This is a genomic window from Lysinibacillus sp. CTST325, assembly GCF_054665055.1.
In genome coordinates, this window is sequence record NZ_BAAFHO010000003.1 from 165,292 (window position 1) to 182,966 (window position 17,675).

16 protein-coding genes are annotated in these 17,675 nt (G+C 37.8%); 5 read left to right on the forward strand and 11 right to left on the reverse strand.

Annotated elements, in window-relative coordinates; all coding sequences use genetic code 11:
• Positions 1–42: 42 nt before the first annotated feature.
• The 7 genes from ACYQ73_RS10570 to gpr form a co-directional block, all read right to left on the reverse strand.
• On the reverse strand, positions 43–381 hold the full coding sequence (locus ACYQ73_RS10570; protein ID WP_415731196.1) for a hypothetical protein: 339 nt from the start codon (positions 379–381) through the stop codon (positions 43–45).
• A gap of 453 nt (positions 382–834) precedes the next feature.
• The gene (locus ACYQ73_RS10575) at positions 835–1,104 is read right to left on the reverse strand and encodes an FmdB family zinc ribbon protein (RefSeq protein ID WP_460012464.1); all 270 of its coding nucleotides are present in this window, start codon (positions 1,102–1,104) and stop codon (positions 835–837) included.
• Between the two features lie 20 nt (positions 1,105–1,124).
• On the reverse strand, positions 1,125–2,303 hold the full coding sequence (fmdA, locus tag ACYQ73_RS10580; RefSeq protein ID WP_460012465.1) for a formamidase: 1,179 nt from the start codon (positions 2,301–2,303) through the stop codon (positions 1,125–1,127).
• Positions 2,304–2,848: 545 nt separating this feature from the next.
• The gene (locus ACYQ73_RS10585; protein ID WP_460012466.1) at positions 2,849–4,744 is read right to left on the reverse strand and encodes an acyltransferase family protein; all 1,896 of its coding nucleotides are present in this window, start codon (positions 4,742–4,744) and stop codon (positions 2,849–2,851) included.
• A 157-nt stretch (positions 4,745–4,901) separates the two neighbouring features.
• Positions 4,902–5,135 (reverse strand): hypothetical protein, encoded by a 234-nt coding sequence (locus ACYQ73_RS10590; RefSeq protein ID WP_460012467.1) that lies wholly within the window; start codon positions 5,133–5,135, stop codon positions 4,902–4,904.
• Positions 5,136–5,465: 330 nt separating this feature from the next.
• A complete protein-coding gene (gene spoIIP, locus ACYQ73_RS10595) occupies positions 5,466–6,380 on the reverse strand; it encodes a stage II sporulation protein P (RefSeq protein WP_460012468.1) in 915 nt (304 codons plus the stop codon).
• Between the two features lie 52 nt (positions 6,381–6,432).
• Positions 6,433–7,449, reverse strand: coding sequence for a GPR endopeptidase (gpr, locus tag ACYQ73_RS10600; protein ID WP_460012469.1), 1,017 nt, complete (start codon positions 7,447–7,449; stop codon positions 6,433–6,435).
• 162 nt (positions 7,450–7,611) lie between these two features.
• Between gpr and rpsT the strand changes: the two genes are divergently transcribed.
• Entirely contained in the window at positions 7,612–7,860 is a 249-nt protein-coding gene (rpsT, locus tag ACYQ73_RS10605; protein ID WP_049667760.1) for a 30S ribosomal protein S20, read from the forward strand.
• Between the two features lie 138 nt (positions 7,861–7,998).
• On the opposite strand, the gene holA is transcribed toward rpsT, so the two are convergent.
• Positions 7,999–9,009 carry a DNA polymerase III subunit delta gene (gene holA, locus ACYQ73_RS10610; RefSeq protein WP_460012470.1) on the reverse strand — a complete coding sequence of 337 codons (1,011 nt, stop codon included), beginning with the start codon at positions 9,007–9,009 and terminating at the stop codon, positions 7,999–8,001.
• Positions 9,010–9,174: 165 nt separating this feature from the next.
• On the opposite strand from holA, the gene ACYQ73_RS10615 reads away from it, so the two are divergent.
• Positions 9,175–9,312, forward strand: a complete 138-nt coding sequence (locus ACYQ73_RS10615) for a YqzM family protein (protein WP_460012471.1) — start codon at positions 9,175–9,177, stop codon at positions 9,310–9,312.
• 32 nt (positions 9,313–9,344) lie between these two features.
• Here ACYQ73_RS10615 and ACYQ73_RS10620 read toward each other — a convergent pair whose 3' ends face one another.
• On the reverse strand, positions 9,345–11,525 hold the full coding sequence (locus tag ACYQ73_RS10620) for a DNA internalization-related competence protein ComEC/Rec2 (RefSeq protein WP_460012472.1): 2,181 nt from the start codon (positions 11,523–11,525) through the stop codon (positions 9,345–9,347).
• A 107-nt stretch (positions 11,526–11,632) separates the two neighbouring features.
• Complete coding sequence (locus tag ACYQ73_RS10625; RefSeq protein ID WP_460012473.1) at positions 11,633–12,202, reverse strand: ComE operon protein 2; 570 nt, start codon at positions 12,200–12,202, stop codon at positions 11,633–11,635.
• Positions 12,203–12,304: 102 nt separating this feature from the next.
• Here ACYQ73_RS10625 and ACYQ73_RS10630 point away from each other — a divergent pair, with 102 nt between their 5' ends.
• The gene (locus ACYQ73_RS10630; RefSeq protein ID WP_460012474.1) at positions 12,305–12,484 is read left to right on the forward strand and encodes a hypothetical protein; all 180 of its coding nucleotides are present in this window, start codon (positions 12,305–12,307) and stop codon (positions 12,482–12,484) included.
• A 98-nt stretch (positions 12,485–12,582) separates the two neighbouring features.
• Here ACYQ73_RS10630 and ACYQ73_RS10635 read toward each other — a convergent pair whose 3' ends face one another.
• On the reverse strand, positions 12,583–13,230 hold the full coding sequence (locus ACYQ73_RS10635; RefSeq protein WP_460012475.1) for a helix-hairpin-helix domain-containing protein: 648 nt from the start codon (positions 13,228–13,230) through the stop codon (positions 12,583–12,585).
• A gap of 334 nt (positions 13,231–13,564) precedes the next feature.
• On the opposite strand from ACYQ73_RS10635, the gene ACYQ73_RS10640 reads away from it, so the two are divergent.
• The gene (locus ACYQ73_RS10640) at positions 13,565–14,860 is read left to right on the forward strand and encodes a methyltransferase domain-containing protein (protein ID WP_460012476.1); all 1,296 of its coding nucleotides are present in this window, start codon (positions 13,565–13,567) and stop codon (positions 14,858–14,860) included.
• Positions 14,857–17,442, forward strand: a complete 2,586-nt coding sequence (locus ACYQ73_RS10645) for a polynucleotide kinase-phosphatase (protein WP_460012477.1) — start codon at positions 14,857–14,859, stop codon at positions 17,440–17,442. The genes ACYQ73_RS10640 and ACYQ73_RS10645 overlap by 4 nt, the downstream gene beginning before the upstream one ends.
• The last annotated feature ends 233 nt before the right edge of the window (positions 17,443–17,675 follow it).

The following is a 17,675-nucleotide window of genomic DNA, read 5'->3' on the forward strand; positions in this document are numbered from 1 at the left end:
ACCGCTTGGTACAGTGCATTTCTAGGTACATTCGAAAACTCTTCACAGATAATTGTGGAAGGTAACTTTATTTTCTAAATAACTACAGTTAGAACAAAGGTAATCTTTATTTATAAATATAGCACTGTACATATTTGTCCAAGGAATATGTTCAGAACATCTTTCGCATTTATCTACATATTTATCACGTAAAATACCATTCTCTAAAAAGACATGCCATTGTTTATCCGATAAACTTTCAGATCCATTTTTTATGAGGAGCAATGATATTTCTAACGCTTCACCATCGTCAAATCTATTCTCGCTTATTAGTTCTTTCAAATATGAAATAAATTTAGATGGTTCTCTTAATATTCTTTGTTTAAGCTGTTCTCCTTGCATAAAACCTCTCCTTTTTCCATCTACTTCAATTCGACAAAAGGGGATGATTTCCTTCTAAGTTAGACAATAAATAATGCAGGATTATACTTAAGTGTCGTTTTTATGTCCAGGCTAGCTGTTAAACCGCTTGGCGCTTCGATAATACACTTCAAGACTACACAAAAAGCTGATTGGCCATTTTACAACTGGCAATCAGCTTTTTTGTCGTTTAGAGATGTTTAATATACGTTGAATTGAACTACTCGCCACTTAGCTAACGCTTGAAGTGGGAGTCTTCTGTCGGGATCTAATAAAAAATTCTACCCACAACGCTCGGCGCTTTGGGATACCACCCGCGATAAACTAAACAGAAAACTACTATCAGTCTTATTATTTTCGCCTACCACAGTAGGTGCCTTCGCTGAATGATAGAATAGCATCTTTATCCAATATATTCAGTAAAGCAACAGGTGCTTACCCGAATTGCCACGGACGATTTGCGCCCGCCTTTTTCCTTGGCTTATTGGTCCCTAATTCTTCTCGACTCATAATTTGCGGTTCCATTCCCTTTTCGATTTGCGAACTAAGTGCTCTCGAAAGTGAATACACATTCGGTGCAAAATAGACCCGATTTGACTCTAATTGGCAAATAGGACAAGTTGATTTGTCTTTATTCCCTCCCATTGATTTAAAAAATAACGTAAAATCTCCACAATCATTGCAACGAAATGTGTAACTAGGCAAGAATAAACCTCCTTATCCTATCATTTTGGCATAATATTTTTATCGAATATTTTTGTAGGGATTGCAATGGTACAACAAGCATTTGGAACATCGACTATGCCATTGATTCGACTTTCAACTGGTGCTGTACTCAGCAACATATATGCTTGTTCACCTGTATAACCCAGCGTTTTTAAATACTCAATGGCATTCAAGCATGCCCGACGAAACGCAAGAGTAGCATCTAAATAATGTTGTTTCCCATCCTTATTATCTACTGAAATCCCTTGAAAAACGAGGAAATCATTATAGTTTGGATCTACTGGGCCCGGTTGGAATACAGGATTTTCGTAAATTTTATAGGTTTCCATGCCACCTTTAATGACATCCACCTTTAGATCAATCCAGCCTGCCATCTCAATACCACCACAAAATGTGATTTCTCCATCCCCTTGTGAAAAATGAAGATCTCCTACCGATAACTTCGCTCCCTCCACAAATACTGGGAAGAAGATTTTCGACCCTTTAGATAGATTTTTAATATCACAGTTCCCGCCATTTTCCCTTGGTGGTACTGTTCGAGCTCCTTCCTTAGCTACTCGATCAAACTCAGCCCCTTTTAATGTGCCGAGCACTGCCCTCTCCGGAGTCGGTGCATTGGCCAACGCTGGAACCCGGTCCGGGTTGGTCATGATAAGTTCTTTTTCTCGTTCATTCCATTTTTGCAAAAGTTCCATAGAGGGAGCTACGCCTATTAAGCCAGGATGGATAATCCCAGCAAACTTCACACCAGGTACATGTCTCGAAGTCGTATAAATGCCTTCAAAATCCCAGATTGATTTAGCTGCTTCTGGAAATTCGTCAACTAAGAAACTTCCCCCATTCTCTCTTGCGAAAATGCCGTTAAACCCCCACGCCGAATCTTGAAAAGTACCAATATCTAAAATATCTACGACAAGTAAATCTCCAGGTTCAACGCCGTTCACATAGACCGGTCCACTCAACACATGAACACGTGCAAGATTCACATCACGAATATCATTTGGACTATCGTCATTTTTAATTTGTCCATCTGTCCAGTCTTTACATTCCATTCTAAAAGAAGTGCCTGGATCTACTGAAAATGCTGCTGGTATGTCTGGGTGCCATCGATTGTGACCAGGATGTGCCTGTTCTTCCATTGATTTGCTTAAATCTAGTTTGTACAGAGTTTTCACCATTTGGTTTACTCCCCCCAGTTTCTATGTAAATGATGTATGCGATTTCATATTATCAAGGATAAATAATAATGTCAAACTATTTCGAAAATTCTATCTTTCAGTTAAACAACCAAAAACTAGAATGAATTGAGGGCAGTCAAACGGATTATTTCTTATTTAAAGAACTCACACATTCAGTATCCCCTTTAACTCATCACAATTCCTAAAATATTCTAATTTTTCACTAAACAAACCACAACAATAGAACGGAATAAATGCTGTTAAATAGAGTGCTGTTTCCTCTGCAAAACAACGCAAAGACGATAAAGAGTTGCTAAGAGAAATCCTATACCCTACATAAAAAATAGCCAGCTGCACCTAGAGATGGTGCACGCTGGCTATTTTATTACTAAAATCAATTATGCATCGGCATAATTGCCGCTGACGCTTCGCTTTCGCGCAGAAAAGATTGCCGCTGTAGCTTTGCTTTCCCTACAGATAAACAACCCGTCTGGAATCGGCTATATACTTTGGCCTGCAGATGTTTGGACACCCACTGAAAGAAGTTAAATATTTAATGTTTGTTGAATAAGGTTTGTTAACGTATTAACACCTTTTTGTTCTAAATGTACGCCATCTGGAGCAAAAAATTCTGGATGGTTGATAGCAGCCGAATGCCAATCAATCAATGTAATATTATCATGCTCTTGAGCTTTTTGTTGTAATGAAGAGTTTACATTGCTTTCCCATGAGCGCGGTACTCGAGTATTCACTAAATAAATATCGGCATTGGAGAAAGCTTCAAGTAGTGTATCGATCTGATCATTCGTAAAGTAACCATTTGTGCCAAGTTGAATAATAACTGCTTTATTTGGCTCATTAAAACTAGCATAATTTGGTGCCAGTTGGACAGCTTGTGAAACTTGACGACCAATTTTTGCATCAATTGTAATGTTAGGATAGATATTATGTAAGCTTGTAGCAATATCTATCATTAAAGAATCTCCAATTGCTAAAATACCATTATAGGATTCATTAGGGTTAGCCGTTGTATCATTTTCTCCTTGCTTTGGTTCTTCTTTGTCCGATTGAGAGCTAGTTTCAGTTTTGTCATTCTCAACATTCGAAGAATCGCTTTTTGTAGTTTCTTTTTCCGCTACAGAATCATCTTGCTTCGAAGGTTGTTCTCCACCGTTTATTTTAATTTCTGTTGGCTTAGATTCTTTCGATTCCGTTTGTTCGTCTCCTACAACGCCTGTCATTCCAGTAAAAAAGACTAGAAGGAATAGTGGAACTAGCACTGTAGAAATTTTTCTAGTAAACGAAAAGCTGCCCCATTTATCTTTATTAACTACAAGATATTGTCGATAATAGGAGCGGAATCCTTCTTTTCTTATTGGCATTTCAACAAAACGATAAGATAATTCTGCAATAATCAAAATAAGAACTAGCTGTAAAGCAACCCGCCAGTATGCAGGATTACCTATTTCGTGGACTGGAGTACCCAACACCATAATCGGATAATGCCATAGATAGATTCCATATGATCTTGAACCGATCCAACGTAGAGGCTTCAAAGAAAGTAATTTTCCTAACATGCTAATTGGATGACAAACACACGCTATTAATATAGCTGCATTCAAACAAAATAGGAACATGCCTCCTCTATATAAGAAAGTTTGATATTCATCTACAAAAATAATACTTAATATAAAAATACTAAAAGCGACCAAACTTATAGCATTTAGTTTATTGATATGGTCAGTAGATAGTTTTTGAGAAGATAGTCTTTTCATCGGCCAAACGAGAGCTAGCCAGCAGCCTATAAGTAATTCAAAGGAACGTGTATCTGTCCCGTAATATATACGACTTGGATCAGCTCCTGGCTCATACAGTAAGCCCATTAACAAAGCTGAACATAACGCACCGATAAAGATAAATATGGCAAATTTACTCTGTTTTTTTACAAGATAAAGCCCTAGCATTAACAGAATTGGCCAAATAAGATAAAATTGTTCCTCAATTGCTAAAGACCATAAATTTTTTATTGGTGAAGGGGATCCAAAACTATCAAAATAAGAGAGCTTATGAAAAATGAACCACCAATTACTTGAATAAAAAATAGAGGATATTGCATCTCCACGCAATGTATGAAGAAGTTCCTTATGAAATAAGGTAGCCCAAGCGAATGAAGTAATAATCATTACGTACGCAGCAGGTAGTAGGCGTCGGAATCGCCCAATCCAAAATTCTCGTAACCCTACTTTTAATTGATTTCCTTTTAAAGGTAAAATAGTAGAGGTTATTAAGTAACCCGATAAAACAAAAAAGATATCAACTCCTAGGAACCCTCCACTGGCCCATTTGGAGTTAAAATGATAAGCTATCACAGCTAATACTGCTAAAGCTCGAATCCCATCTAATCCAGGGATATAACGATGATTGACTGTCTTGCCTGACATAATATTCCTTCCTCTTCTTCCGATAATCTACAAACCTTTTTATAGTGTGAATTTTAGTATTAAGCCAATATCGTCCCCTTCTAACTAATGATTCGGTGCATTCACTTATATAAATGACGGATGAGTATAAAAAAAAGTTTACATAAAATGATATTTATCAATTATGCATCGGCATAATTAATGCTGCCGCTTCACTTTCGCGCAGAAAACATTTGCTGCTGTCGCTTCGCTTTCGCGCAGAAAACATTTGCCGCTGACGTTTTGCTTTCGCTACAAAAAATACTTGCTGATAGAGATTTAATATTCTTTTGATCACATAAACAACTTGGAAATAACTTCTCTTATGTATGTTTTCCTTCATTTTTTTAAAATCAAAGTTAATCTTATTCATATTTTATCCATCAAAAAAGCATCTCCATAATGGTAGATGCTTTAAAAGCGTATTTCGCCTATTGCATATGCCGTTTCAAAACTTTTACAACTCATCGTCAAATCTTTATGTGCTGACTCGAAAATTATAAGGCAAGAAATGAATAATGAAAAGGCTTAACAACTATTTTTTCTAAAAAAAATTCCTGGTATTTTTGCTAACAATCATTCAATTTTCATACTTTGTCCAAAAAATTATTAAGTGCTACATTCTCAACAAAAAATTGGCAAAAAGAAGACTAAAAAAAGTCCAGCTTTTCGCCAATTCCAAATTAAAATTATTTTTTTATTCTCATTTTCCTGTATTGAAGGATTTTGATATAGCTTTTCCTATTACCGCAATTGTACGATTCAATTCTTCTTCTGTATTGTCAATTCCACCTAGTTCGATTAATATCATTTCTTTTGTTAAATCTTGATTATAACGCCCATCTACATTGTCCCCACTTTTTGATATAACACCTCTAGAAACCTTTGGCACGATTTCATTCATAGCAGCAGATAGACTTTCTGCATAAGCAGTATTCCATCTATAATTCTTATGCTCTGCACCAATAACAATCGCAATCCGTGCATAGGACTCGTTGTTATATGTTAAAGTTGTCGCATCTCTCTTGGCAGAATCTCGATGCAAATCAATAACTAAATCGTAGGTTTGCTCTTGTAGACGTTTTGCTAAATAAGGACGTACAAAGCTGTAAGAATAGGGAAAAGTTTTCCCCTTAAGTTTTAGTTCCTTCATAACATCAACATCTAAAACGTCGGTTTGTATACCATTCTTGCTAAAATGCTTAGAAATAGTATCTTTTAATTGATAAATATTTGTTTTTTCATCATAAACGGCTGCTTTCCCGCTAGCCGCTTTCACCATTGGTTGATATGATTCCTGTGAATGCGTAAATAACAACAATACTTTAAATGGGTTTTTTGTTTGATCTTGTGGTTGATTTTGTGGTTGATCTTGAGGTTGATCTTTTGTTTGATTTTGTGTTTCCTCTTTTGTTTGATCTTTTGTTTCCTCTTTTGTCTGCTCCAGTGCACTTTGTTCAGCATAATTAGTAGCGGCATACACGACTTGTTTATCCTCTGGTTCTTTAATCGGAGTCGATGCTTGCTTGTTGAACGGAAGTTGCCCAGCAATGACAGGTAATACGAAGAAGAACAATAATAAACCAAATGACCACTGTAGTTTTTTTAGCAAAGTCACACCCTCCTCCCCTTAAAGTATGGAGGGGATGTGTCTTTTAGAACGAAAAAAATTATAGATTATTTGCCCATTTCATAAGCATAGATGACACGAGTCTTGCATACTTATCTACCCAATAATCGGCTTCCTTTGGCGTGACCATCAGCTGTGTATGCGAGCCTGCGAAAGTCTCTGCAAATAATTGCTGCCGCTCTTCTTTAGACCATGTAGCCCATTCACCAAAAATCGGCTGTACTAAAGACATATCTAGTTCTTTATTTATATCTGGTTGCCAAGACGACAATGACAGTTTTGATGAAGGTTTACTCCGCTCTGCCACCCGTGCAGCAATAGAACGTAGCATTACCTCTACAGCATCCGCAATTAATACAGGTGCATCAACTACTGTTGGGATACCAATTGCGGTAACAGGAATACCAAGCATCTCATATGAAATTTCCTTACGCTGATTTCCTACACCTGATCCAGGATGTATCCCTGTATCCGTTAATTGAATTGTTTTACATAAGCGATTACTAGCTCTCGTTGCAAGTGCGTCTACAACAATAATTAATTTAGGTTTAAGACGCTCTGCCAACGCCGCTACAAATTCACCAGTCTCGTATCCTGTTTGTCCCGTTACACCAGGCGCATACATGACGAATTTTTCATCTATTACATCTAAACTATGCAAATGATCAATAAGATACGGTCCTATAGCATCTGGTGTAATTGTCCGATTCCCTAAACCAATAATTAAAATTTTGTCATCTTCTTTCCATGACATGGATTCATGCATTTTTTTAAAATTTGCAAGCAATTCTTTCTCAAGCTGTTCAAACCCGTCCTGATCTTCTAACGTCAAAGTAGGCACAGAAAGAGTAATGTACTTCCCTTTCTTCTTTCCAATTTGCTTCTCACCTTCTGCATCAACGAGCACATCAGTGATTTTTACCCGACCAGCATTGATATCTTCAATTTGAATACCACTCGACTCTTTAAGTGTATCTTTTTGCTCTTTCGTTTGATGTAAAACAACCTCTTCAGACTCATCAATCAAATCCGTACGTTGCCAATTAAAATTTTGCATACAGTTCACCTCAACTGTAGTTTGTTCAAACTGTCAAGTAAATATTCTTTGCATTTATCTATTGCAATTTGTCCAAGCGTTTGTTAAAATGATTTTTGTTGTATTGACACAAGAAATCAATGAGAAGATATCATCTCGTACCTATTTTAGGAGGTGAAACATATGCCAAACATTAAATCTGCGATTAAACGCGTAAAAGTTAACGAAAAAGCTAACGCTGCTAACACTCAAGCTAAATCTGCAATGCGTACTACAGTGAAAAAAGCTGAGAACGCTGTTGCTGCTAAAGCTGAAAACACACAAGAACTTTTACAAGCAGCTTACAAATCTTTAGATAAAGCAGCTTCAAAAGGACTTATCCACAAAAACGCGGCGGCTCGTAAAAAGTCTCGCCTTGCTAAAAAAGCGTAATTGTTATAAAAGATCAGTTTACTCTATTAAGAGTAGCTGATCTTTTTAATTTACAAGAAAATTAATTACACCTTTATAAAGAGCTGCCCCTATTGCCCCGGACAGCTCATTAATAGATGTTTTCTTACGACACAATCCTTAAAGCTGACGCAGTAAAAAGAGTTCTAAATAACGCTCACGATTGCCTCCTGTTGATTTCAGTTGTAAATCTACCTCTGCTAACTGATATAACGCCTTCAATAAGCTTTCCTCTGATGGACGATTACGCTGCTCAACCATCAACTTGACACGATAAGGATGTATTTTTAAATTTTTTGCGATTTGCTGTGGATGATAGCCCTTTTTTAATAAATAAAACACATTGGACATCGTACGTACATTTGAAGCTAGCAAACCAACAAGCATGATAGGCTCTTGCTTTTGACGTAATAAATCGTGATAAATAGACAGTGCCCCTACAGAATCGTTCGCAAAATAAGCATTTAACATTTTAAAGGCATCCTGCTCTAACGTTTTTGCCACTAAATCCTCGACTAGCGTAGTAGTTATTTCACCGCCATCTCCTATATAAAGAGTTAGCTTCTCAATTTCCATTTGCAACTGTAGCATATTTGATCCAACCATCGTGACAAGCTGCTCAATCGCATTTTGTGTAATGCTGTTGCCCTCTGCTTTTACTCTACTCTGTATCCACACAGCTAAGTCCTGCTCCTTTGGTGTTTCAGCTTGGACTAATAACGCATGCTCCTTCATCATCTTTGTCACTTTTTTACGTTCATCCAATTTTTCATAAGGTGCGATAAAAACTGTTACTGAAAAATCAGAAGGATTAGCAAGCCATGTTTCTAAGCGTTTAATATCATGGTCAATTTTTTCTTTGCCTTTTTCGGTTGCCTTTAAGAAGGATGCGTTTTTAGCAATGATAAGCTTTCGCTCAGAGAAAAAAGGAATAGTATCTGCTTCATCCATAACGGCATCCACTGGTATTTCTTCCAAATCAAATGTTGACATCTCTATCTCTTCTTCGGGTCCTATCGCTTCTTTTAATCGTTTTACTGTTTCATCTATAAAATAGCCTTCCTCACCCACGAGTAAATACACTGGTGAGAGCTCTCCTTTTTTGATATTATTCCAAACCGTTGAAATCATAATTTTCCCTCCATCTAGCAATACTACTAGTATACATGATTTGAAATTCCTTTGTGACTTTGACCGAATTGTGTCGATTCTTTGCCACATGGTAAATTCTCCGTTTCGATATAGCTTTTATGAAAACGATGTCTTATAATAAATAACAGAATTGGAGGGATAACAATGAATCCATTTGAAGGAAAAAACATACAATGTAGCCGTAACGATGCAACTGATTCAGGAGTTGGCTTCGGTGTATCATTCGGAATGTTTGCACTTATGTTTCTCATCGCGGTAGTAGTAGAAGTAGCCTCTAAATAATTGAATGTCATGTACGTGGGAAAAGACCTTGCTCATTGGACAAGGTCTTTTTCCTTTTGCACAGACCATCTATTGCCACGAATTCTTACTTCAATCGTCCCATCTATTCCAGTTGTTAAAGTAGCTAAATTTCGACTTGTAAAACGCTCCACTATCTCAGCATGTGGATGACGATAGCGGTTATTGAACCCCGCGCTGAAAATGGTTAATTCAGGCCGTAACAGCTCTACAAAAGGCTCAATACTCGATGTTTTACTGCCATGGTGGCCAGCCTTCAACACTGTCATATTCGCTAATTGCTTGTTGTAAAGATGAATAAGCTCCTGTTCACCATGTTCCTCTAAGTCACCCGTTAACAACGCTCGAAATGACCCCTGTTGCATATATAAAACAATTGAATCATCATTCCCCTCATAAAGGGTGTCACGGGGCCATAAATAATAAAAACTAGTTTTTCCTATACGCCACGCAGTTCCCTGCATTTTTTCTTTCACAGGAACTTTTTGCTTTTGGGCTTCCATCAGTAAATCCCGCATTACAGGCTTATCCATCGAACCAGGGGTGAGATGAATTTCATGCATATTAATCTCTTGCAAAATCTCTTCAGCTCCCTCTACGTGATCAGCATCCGCATGAGTGGCGATAAAAATATCAATGTCTCGTATCCCTTTTCCTTTCAAAAACGGTACAACAACTTGTCTCCCAACCTCATATGGGCTTTCTGAAGTTTTCCATACTTCCTGCTCAAAGCGTAGTAAACCGCCTGAATCAATAACATACACAGCCCTTCTAAACGGCAATTCTATAACTGTACAATCACCCTGACCAACGTTCAAAAATGTCAGCTTAGTATCGTTAAATAACATCGGTGATAAATGAATACACAATACAGGAATAAAAATCACAACTGCGAATTTACCATAATGTTTTATCTCTATAAAATAGAATCCCGCTAATACACTTATCAATGCAACGCAAATAAGCCATATTGCAGGCTTCCCAGGCGACCACAGCTGAAACGGCAATTCTTGAAGGTATAAAATAAAGTTTGTAAGCCAAACACGGAGCGGCTCGTATCCAACAAACAAAGCTTTTGCTACTGGCATCGATATAATCGTTATTACAAACATGGCAATATTTAAGGGCAAAATAACACAGGAAAACAGTGGTACGAAAATAATATTCGCTAAAAATGATGAAATAGAAATTTCATAAAAATGATGGAGTAATAATGGATAAACAAGTAGCTGGCACACAAATGTAATAAAAAATGAACGAATCAACCAGTTCGTGGATCGTCTTAAAATGACACCCGAATAGACGAGACTAACCGTTGCTAAATATGACAATTGAAAGCCAATCTGATAAATAACACCTGGTTCAAGTAGGACAAAGCAAAGAAAGCTAATTGCTAGGGCGTCGTCAATCGATATTTGCCACCTAGCGTAACGCATCAGCATGATTAATTCTACAACAGATACTGCGCGCCATACGGAAGGAGCACCACCTGCAATCACCCCATAGATAGGTAAGATGATGAGTAAAACTAAGGTCGCCATTTCCTTCCGTACGCCTATACGTAGAAGGCCTTCAAAAAACAACCATGAGACAAGTGCCACATGCAAACCAGAGATAGCAAATATATGGGTGATACCAAGCTTTTGGTAGGCTCTTTGAAGTTCATGGTCGACTTGATCCTGTAATCCTATTAGAAGTGCTTGTGCCTCTGCAACTAGTGAATCCGGGAATGTTGTTTCAATATGTTTTTTCATAGAGTGTCTCTGTTTAGCAAGAAACGAACGTACGGATTTTTTCTCTTCAATAAAGGTCCAGCTTGAAACTTCAAATATTCCCCTAGCACCTTTACTGATTAAATATTTTTCCATAGAAAACGCATACGCATGTGCAGGTGGAAGAGGTGCTATAAGTTCTCCTTGAACTCGATAGATCCTACCTGTCAATGAAGTAGTTTCATACAAGCTTTTCTCTTCTTCTGATGAAAACGTATAGACGATATACAGCTTCTCACCTGTTTCAGTTTTGACAAAGCCTCTAAGTTTTTGACCATTTATTTTATATTCACTCGACCAAGTTATTTGGATTGTTGACGGTAGCGGGGGAGATTCCGTCATTTGAAATGTAACAATGAAGAAATAGGAAAGAAATCCACTGACGATTACAAGCGCTGAAATTAAATGAGTTTCACCTTTCAATTTAAGCCATAATGCGAAAAGCAGAAGAATAGCGAGTAGCCAAGCTGACTTGTGTGCCGCTATTGAAGCAACAAGTACAGCTAGTGCTACGTAAATCCATTTATGCTTTAAAGCTTTTTGCCAAATAATGCACTCACCTTCTGTTCATATGGGAGCAATTTTTCTGCAGGCATACCACTTTCACGAAGCTCGTTTAGCATGTCTATGTACAAGGCTAATTTTTCGTCGCTTAAAAAGTCGATTTTACGTTCATCAAAAGGAACGTGTACAACCTCTACACCTGCTTTTTCAAATAGTTCTTGTGCATAAGGGTTATTTTTATAATCAGTAGCGTAATACACTCGATCAATACCTGCTTGAATAATAGATTTCGTACATGGTAGACACGGGAAATGCGTAACATATAAGTCTGCACCTTTTGTAGGCGTACCATATTTAGCACATTGTAGCAGTGCATTCATTTCGGCATGCACTGTACGCACACAATGGTTCTCAACAACATAGCAGCCATTTTCAATACAATGTTCATCACCTGTAATTGAACCGTTATAACCACCTGCTATAATTCGCTTATCTCTAACGACAGTTGCTCCTACTGCAAGCCTTGTACATGTACTACGTAATGCGAGTAAATGGCTTTGTGCCATGAAAAATTGATCCCAAGTAATTCGCTCCATATGACTACCTCCAAAATTTTACATACATTGAATTAACAAGGCTCATCACCATAACGTGTGGTTGATTTCCGTTCCGACTAGGCGCTTCCCTGGGGGCGTCCGATGAGCCGCTTCGCTGCAGGGTCTCGGGCCAACACGATGTTGGTCACGAAGGCGTTATCACAGGATGTGATGATTTTAGCCTTCGTTCCTCTATCGCTGATCCCCAAGGAGTCGCCCAGTCTCCACTCCAATCACTTATTGGCATATGTCTTATCAAATTTCATCCACAACTTTTGGTGATGAGCCATTAACAAACTGTGCCTTTATTGCAACAGTCACTATGCTTTATAGTGTAGCCCTTTTTGAAAAGAAACGTCAATATCTCAAAATTCCTGCCATTACTTAACGGTAATGAAATCCTTCAGCTTCTCAAACGTTTTTTCGCCAATACCACTCACTTTTTTTAAGTCTTCAATTGTTTTAAAACCACCATTCTCCTCACGATACGAAATAATGCTTTGAGCCTTAGATGGACCAATACCTGATAATGTCGTAAGTGCAGCTGCATCTGCTTTATTTAAATTAACCTTTTGATCTTTTACACCGTTGTTACCTTGTGATGCTCCGTTAGTCGGTATCGTCAAGATATTAGAGGTAATATCGTTAGGCTTTTCACCCTTTATAGGAACGTAAATAACCATCTCATCCTCAACTTTTTGTGCATGATTAATGAGTTGCGTATCAGCATTCTGCGTATAGCCTCCTGCAAGCTGCACTGCATCTATAATTCGCTGGTCATTCTGTAGCTCATAGACACCTGGATACATAACAGCACCCTTTATATCAACAAATACCTGCTGTATGACCGCTTCATCAACAGATTCTTTCATATCAGGTTGTTCAATAGGTTGGATTGTTTCGATGAGCTCTTCTTGGGGAGGTGAAGAGTCAGATCTCGAAAAAAAGAAGTAACAAAGTCCACTGATTACTAGTATGCCGGGGAGCAACATACTTTTTTTGTACTTTTGCCAAAAAGATTGGATCATCAAATAACATCCTTTCCTTTGCAAAAGGTAATCATATGGAGTCTATTTCATCTTACAATATCATTCAAGTGTTGAAAAGATAATTTATCTATTAAGACAAAAACGAAGGCATCCGCCTTTTGCTTATGATACGCTGACATAATGATATAAAACTATGCTATGCTTTGAATAATGGCCCATCACCGAAAGTTTGGGATGGAGATTGGGCGAATTCTTAGGCTCATCGTCCCCTCTGGAAAGCGCTCATTCCGAACGGGAATCAACTACAAGTTATGGTGATGAGCCACAATAAAGTAGACACATTATGCCTTTGCGTACTGAATGGAGGAAGAATATGCAGCTAACAATACAGGCAAAGGGAGAAAATGTGAAAGCTATCTCCTACTTACTATCAAAAAATCCGAATAATCTATACGAACGGCGTGTGAAAGATCATTTAGTTCGACTTGTTTATCACGAGCTTTCTGAAACAAACCTTGCTGTGACAATATTTGTTACGCCAAATGCACTCGCACTTGTTCAAAATACCAACGCACTTGATATTACACATTATATTAATGACCGGGAATTCGCCGCTAGTAGTATTTTTTTATCCCTTATCCGTTCTGCTTTAGGTACTGCGTTGAATGGCAAACCGAAAGAACAATATATTGAATGGGTAGCTCAAGCATTTTCATTCACATTTGAATTCGGTCCAATCGCTTCAGCTATGACAAATGACACGATAAATGAATTGTTTCAGCCTCTTGGCTATACTGTCAACATCGAGGCTTTGAATAGCGACCATCGTGCGCGTTTTCTCACATTATCCGCGGACATTACGCTACAACAAGCACTACAGCATCTCTTTGTACTGATCCCAGTATTAGATGATTATAAGCACTACTTTATCGATGAGTTGGAAGTCGATAAGCTTAAACGATACGGAGAAGACTGGTTAGATACACATCCAATGAAAGAATTTATTTATAAAAAAGCCCTACGTTTCTCCCATTTATATGATGGTAACACAGCACCACAAAATGTAACGCGGTCACTCAATACATTACGCTACGAAAAAATTGTTGAAACCATTAAAAATCTACCTCGAAAATCATCAATTGTTGATTTTGGTTCTGGTGAAGGAAAGCTTTCAAGTTTACTTGCCTACGTTAAAGGAATTGACGAGTTGCTTGCGGTTGAACCAAGTGAAGCTGCAATGAAAAAAGCGATCAAGCGTTTTGAAGGCTTAGAGGATGCATTTGTAACCCCAAAACCTACATGGGGCTCGCTATTTTATTACGATGCACGATTACAACATAAAGACGTCATTGTTTTATGTGAAGTCATTGAACATATTAATGAGGAAAGATTACCTAAAATAATGGAGTTGCTTTTAACTCAATATAGTCCTCAAACATTAATTGTGACAACACCAAATGCTGAATACAATGCTGTTTACGAATTAGATGAAATGCGTCATAATGATCACCGATTTGAATGGACACGCAAACAATTTCAAGAGTGGTGTCATGCGATGAATCGCAACGAACAATATGAGCTTTCATTTACTGGCATCGGCGATCAACATGATATTTACGGACAACCTACCCAAATGTGCATCTATACTAAAAAGGAGGAGAATGTATGAACATCAAGATTCCACATGCAGGGATTGTTCTGCTAATTGGTCCATCCAATAGTGGAAAATCTACTCTTTTACAACAATGGGTTAATGCAGGTATGCTTTCTCCTTCAGAAATTATTAGCTCTGATGCTTATAGGACACTTGTTTCAGATACGGATTATATCGATTTTCAACATCATTCGAAGGAAGAAGCAGATTTATTATATGATGAATATTTCGCTATTTCAGCACAAGCCTTTGCTGTTATGGAACGCGTTTTAGAGGCTAGGAGCTCATTAAATAAATGCACCTTTGTTGATGCTACACATTTACAATCAGAGGAACGTCAAAAATATATTTCGCTTGGAAAAAAACTACATGTTCCTGTTAGTGCAATTGTATTGGACATTTCTCTTGATGAATTGTTACATCGAGATACTTTTCGCAAAGACCCAAGAGGTAGTAAGCGTATTAAACAGCAGGCACGCTTATTAAAAGCAGAAAAACGATTTATTAAAAAAGAGTCGTTTACTAAAACCTATATTGTGACAGAGACGGATGAACTAACATTATCAAGACAAAAGTCAACGCTACTGTTAAATGTAGAGGCTGGGCTTGATATTATTGGTGATATTCATGCCTGCTTTGATGAATTTATCGAACTACTTGGTAAGCTAGGCTACGAAGAAAATGAGGAAGGTTACTATATGCATCCACAAGGTCGACGCTTTGTTTCAGTTGGTGATATTATGAGCCGAGGACCAAAATCAATCGCAACGATGGACTTTTTTGATCGCCATATAGAGCGTGGGCTTGCCTATATGACTGACAGTAATCATGGCTGGAAAATCGCTCGTTGGTTAGATGGACGCAAAGTAACATTACATCATGGGGATGAGCTAGTCGAAGCTGAATTGAATGCTTATGAAGAAGATTACGGAGCGGAGAAAACAAAAGCCTTAAAAGCTCGTCTCGCGAAATGTTTACTTGCTGCTCCCTCTCACTATTTGTTAGTGAATAATGGCATTTCTTCAGCTGTTGTTACACACGCAGGTATCCGTGACCGTTATATAGGCAAACAATCGACAAGAATTTCTGATTTCTGTCGTTACGGTGATGTTCAGGGGCAAGATAAATCTGGAAAACCTATTCGTAATGATTGGTTTATAGATCATCAAACATCACAGCTTATTATTTGGGGGCATGATCCTAAAATTCATCCGTTAAAGCAAAATAATACGTTGAATATTGATCAAGGAGTTGTTTTTGGCGGTCAGCTAACTGCTTTTCGTTACCCTGAAAAGACAATTGAGTTTGTGAAGGCCTATAAAAACTATGCCGGTATCGAACGAAATCCTCTACTTGAGGCAAAAGCTCAACGTTTTGCCCCACCAAACATCGGGGCATTTTTAGAAGGATTCACAGTGGAAACTGCATACTTTAACAATGTACAAATAGGCGGTGCTCATGCAAAGGCAGCGATCGACAGTGTTTCTCATTATGCATTGCCGTTAGAACAACTAGTTTATATTCCACCTACGATGAGCCCAACACCACAAACATCTGCGTTAGCAGATACGTTGGAACACCCTTCTGAGGCATTTGCCTATTATAAAAAGCACGGTGTTCAGACAATGATTGCCGAGAAAAAACATATGGGCAGTCGCGCTGTTCTTTTACTGTTTAAAGATGCGCTTATTGCAAAGGAATATGTTGATACAGAAACACTTGGTATTATTACAACTAGAGCAGGAAGACGGTTTTTCGATAAAGAGACGGAACAAAAAATTTTGCAACAACTTCATACAGAATTAATAGAGAAAAATTATTTCGAACAGTTTAATACAAATTTCGTACTACTTGATGCGGAAATTTTACCTTGGAACTTAAAAGCACAACAACTAATCGATCAGCAGTATGCACATGTAGCTGAGCAAGCACTAATGGACCGCACAAAGCTAATGGAGAAACTACGTGACACAGCACAAATCGATGTTTCACAATGGCTTCAGGAGTATAAGGGCTTACTTGAAAATGCACAACGATTTTCAACTGTTTACCAAAATTATTGTTGGGATGTCCAGGATGCTTCATCTATTCAAATTGCACCCTTCCATGTATTAGCACATAGTTCGGAAACATTTTTCCATAAACCGCATATATGGCATATGGAAATGAATCGACTTTTTGCAAAAAATTCAACACTATTTATTGAAACAGAGTTTAAAGTCATTACGGATGAAGCTTCTGAACAGGAGATCATCACTTGGTGGGAGGAAATGACTGCTGCTGGTCATGAAGGTATTGTTATTAAACCTGAAATATTTGTCACAAAATATAATGGCAAGCTCATTCAGCCCGCAATTAAAGTACGTGGTCGTGAGTATTTACGAATTATTTATGGTATGGACTATTTAGAGCCTTCACATTTAACGAAACTGAAGGAACGTAATCCAAGCAAAAAAATGAAGCATGCATTGCGTGAATTCGCACTCGGACTAGAAGGAATAGAACGTTTTGTTAAAGGTGAATCGACTGCCCGTATTCATGAATGTGTACTCGGGACATTAGCACTCGAAAGTGATCCTGTCGACCCTAGACTTTAGTAAAGATCGCCATGCATCAAAATGTGGAGATGAGCACAATGTGTTGCTGACGTTCTATCCGTCACTTTTGTTTTTATGGTCATTAATGTAGAAAATTTAAGCTGCAGTTTTGAGATTTATCGAGAACTTTTGATTGTTTATCGACCAACTTAATCGATTTATCTACCAACTTTTTTAATTTATCTACCAACTTTCGAAAAATATCGACATCTACCTTCATGCAACACTATCTG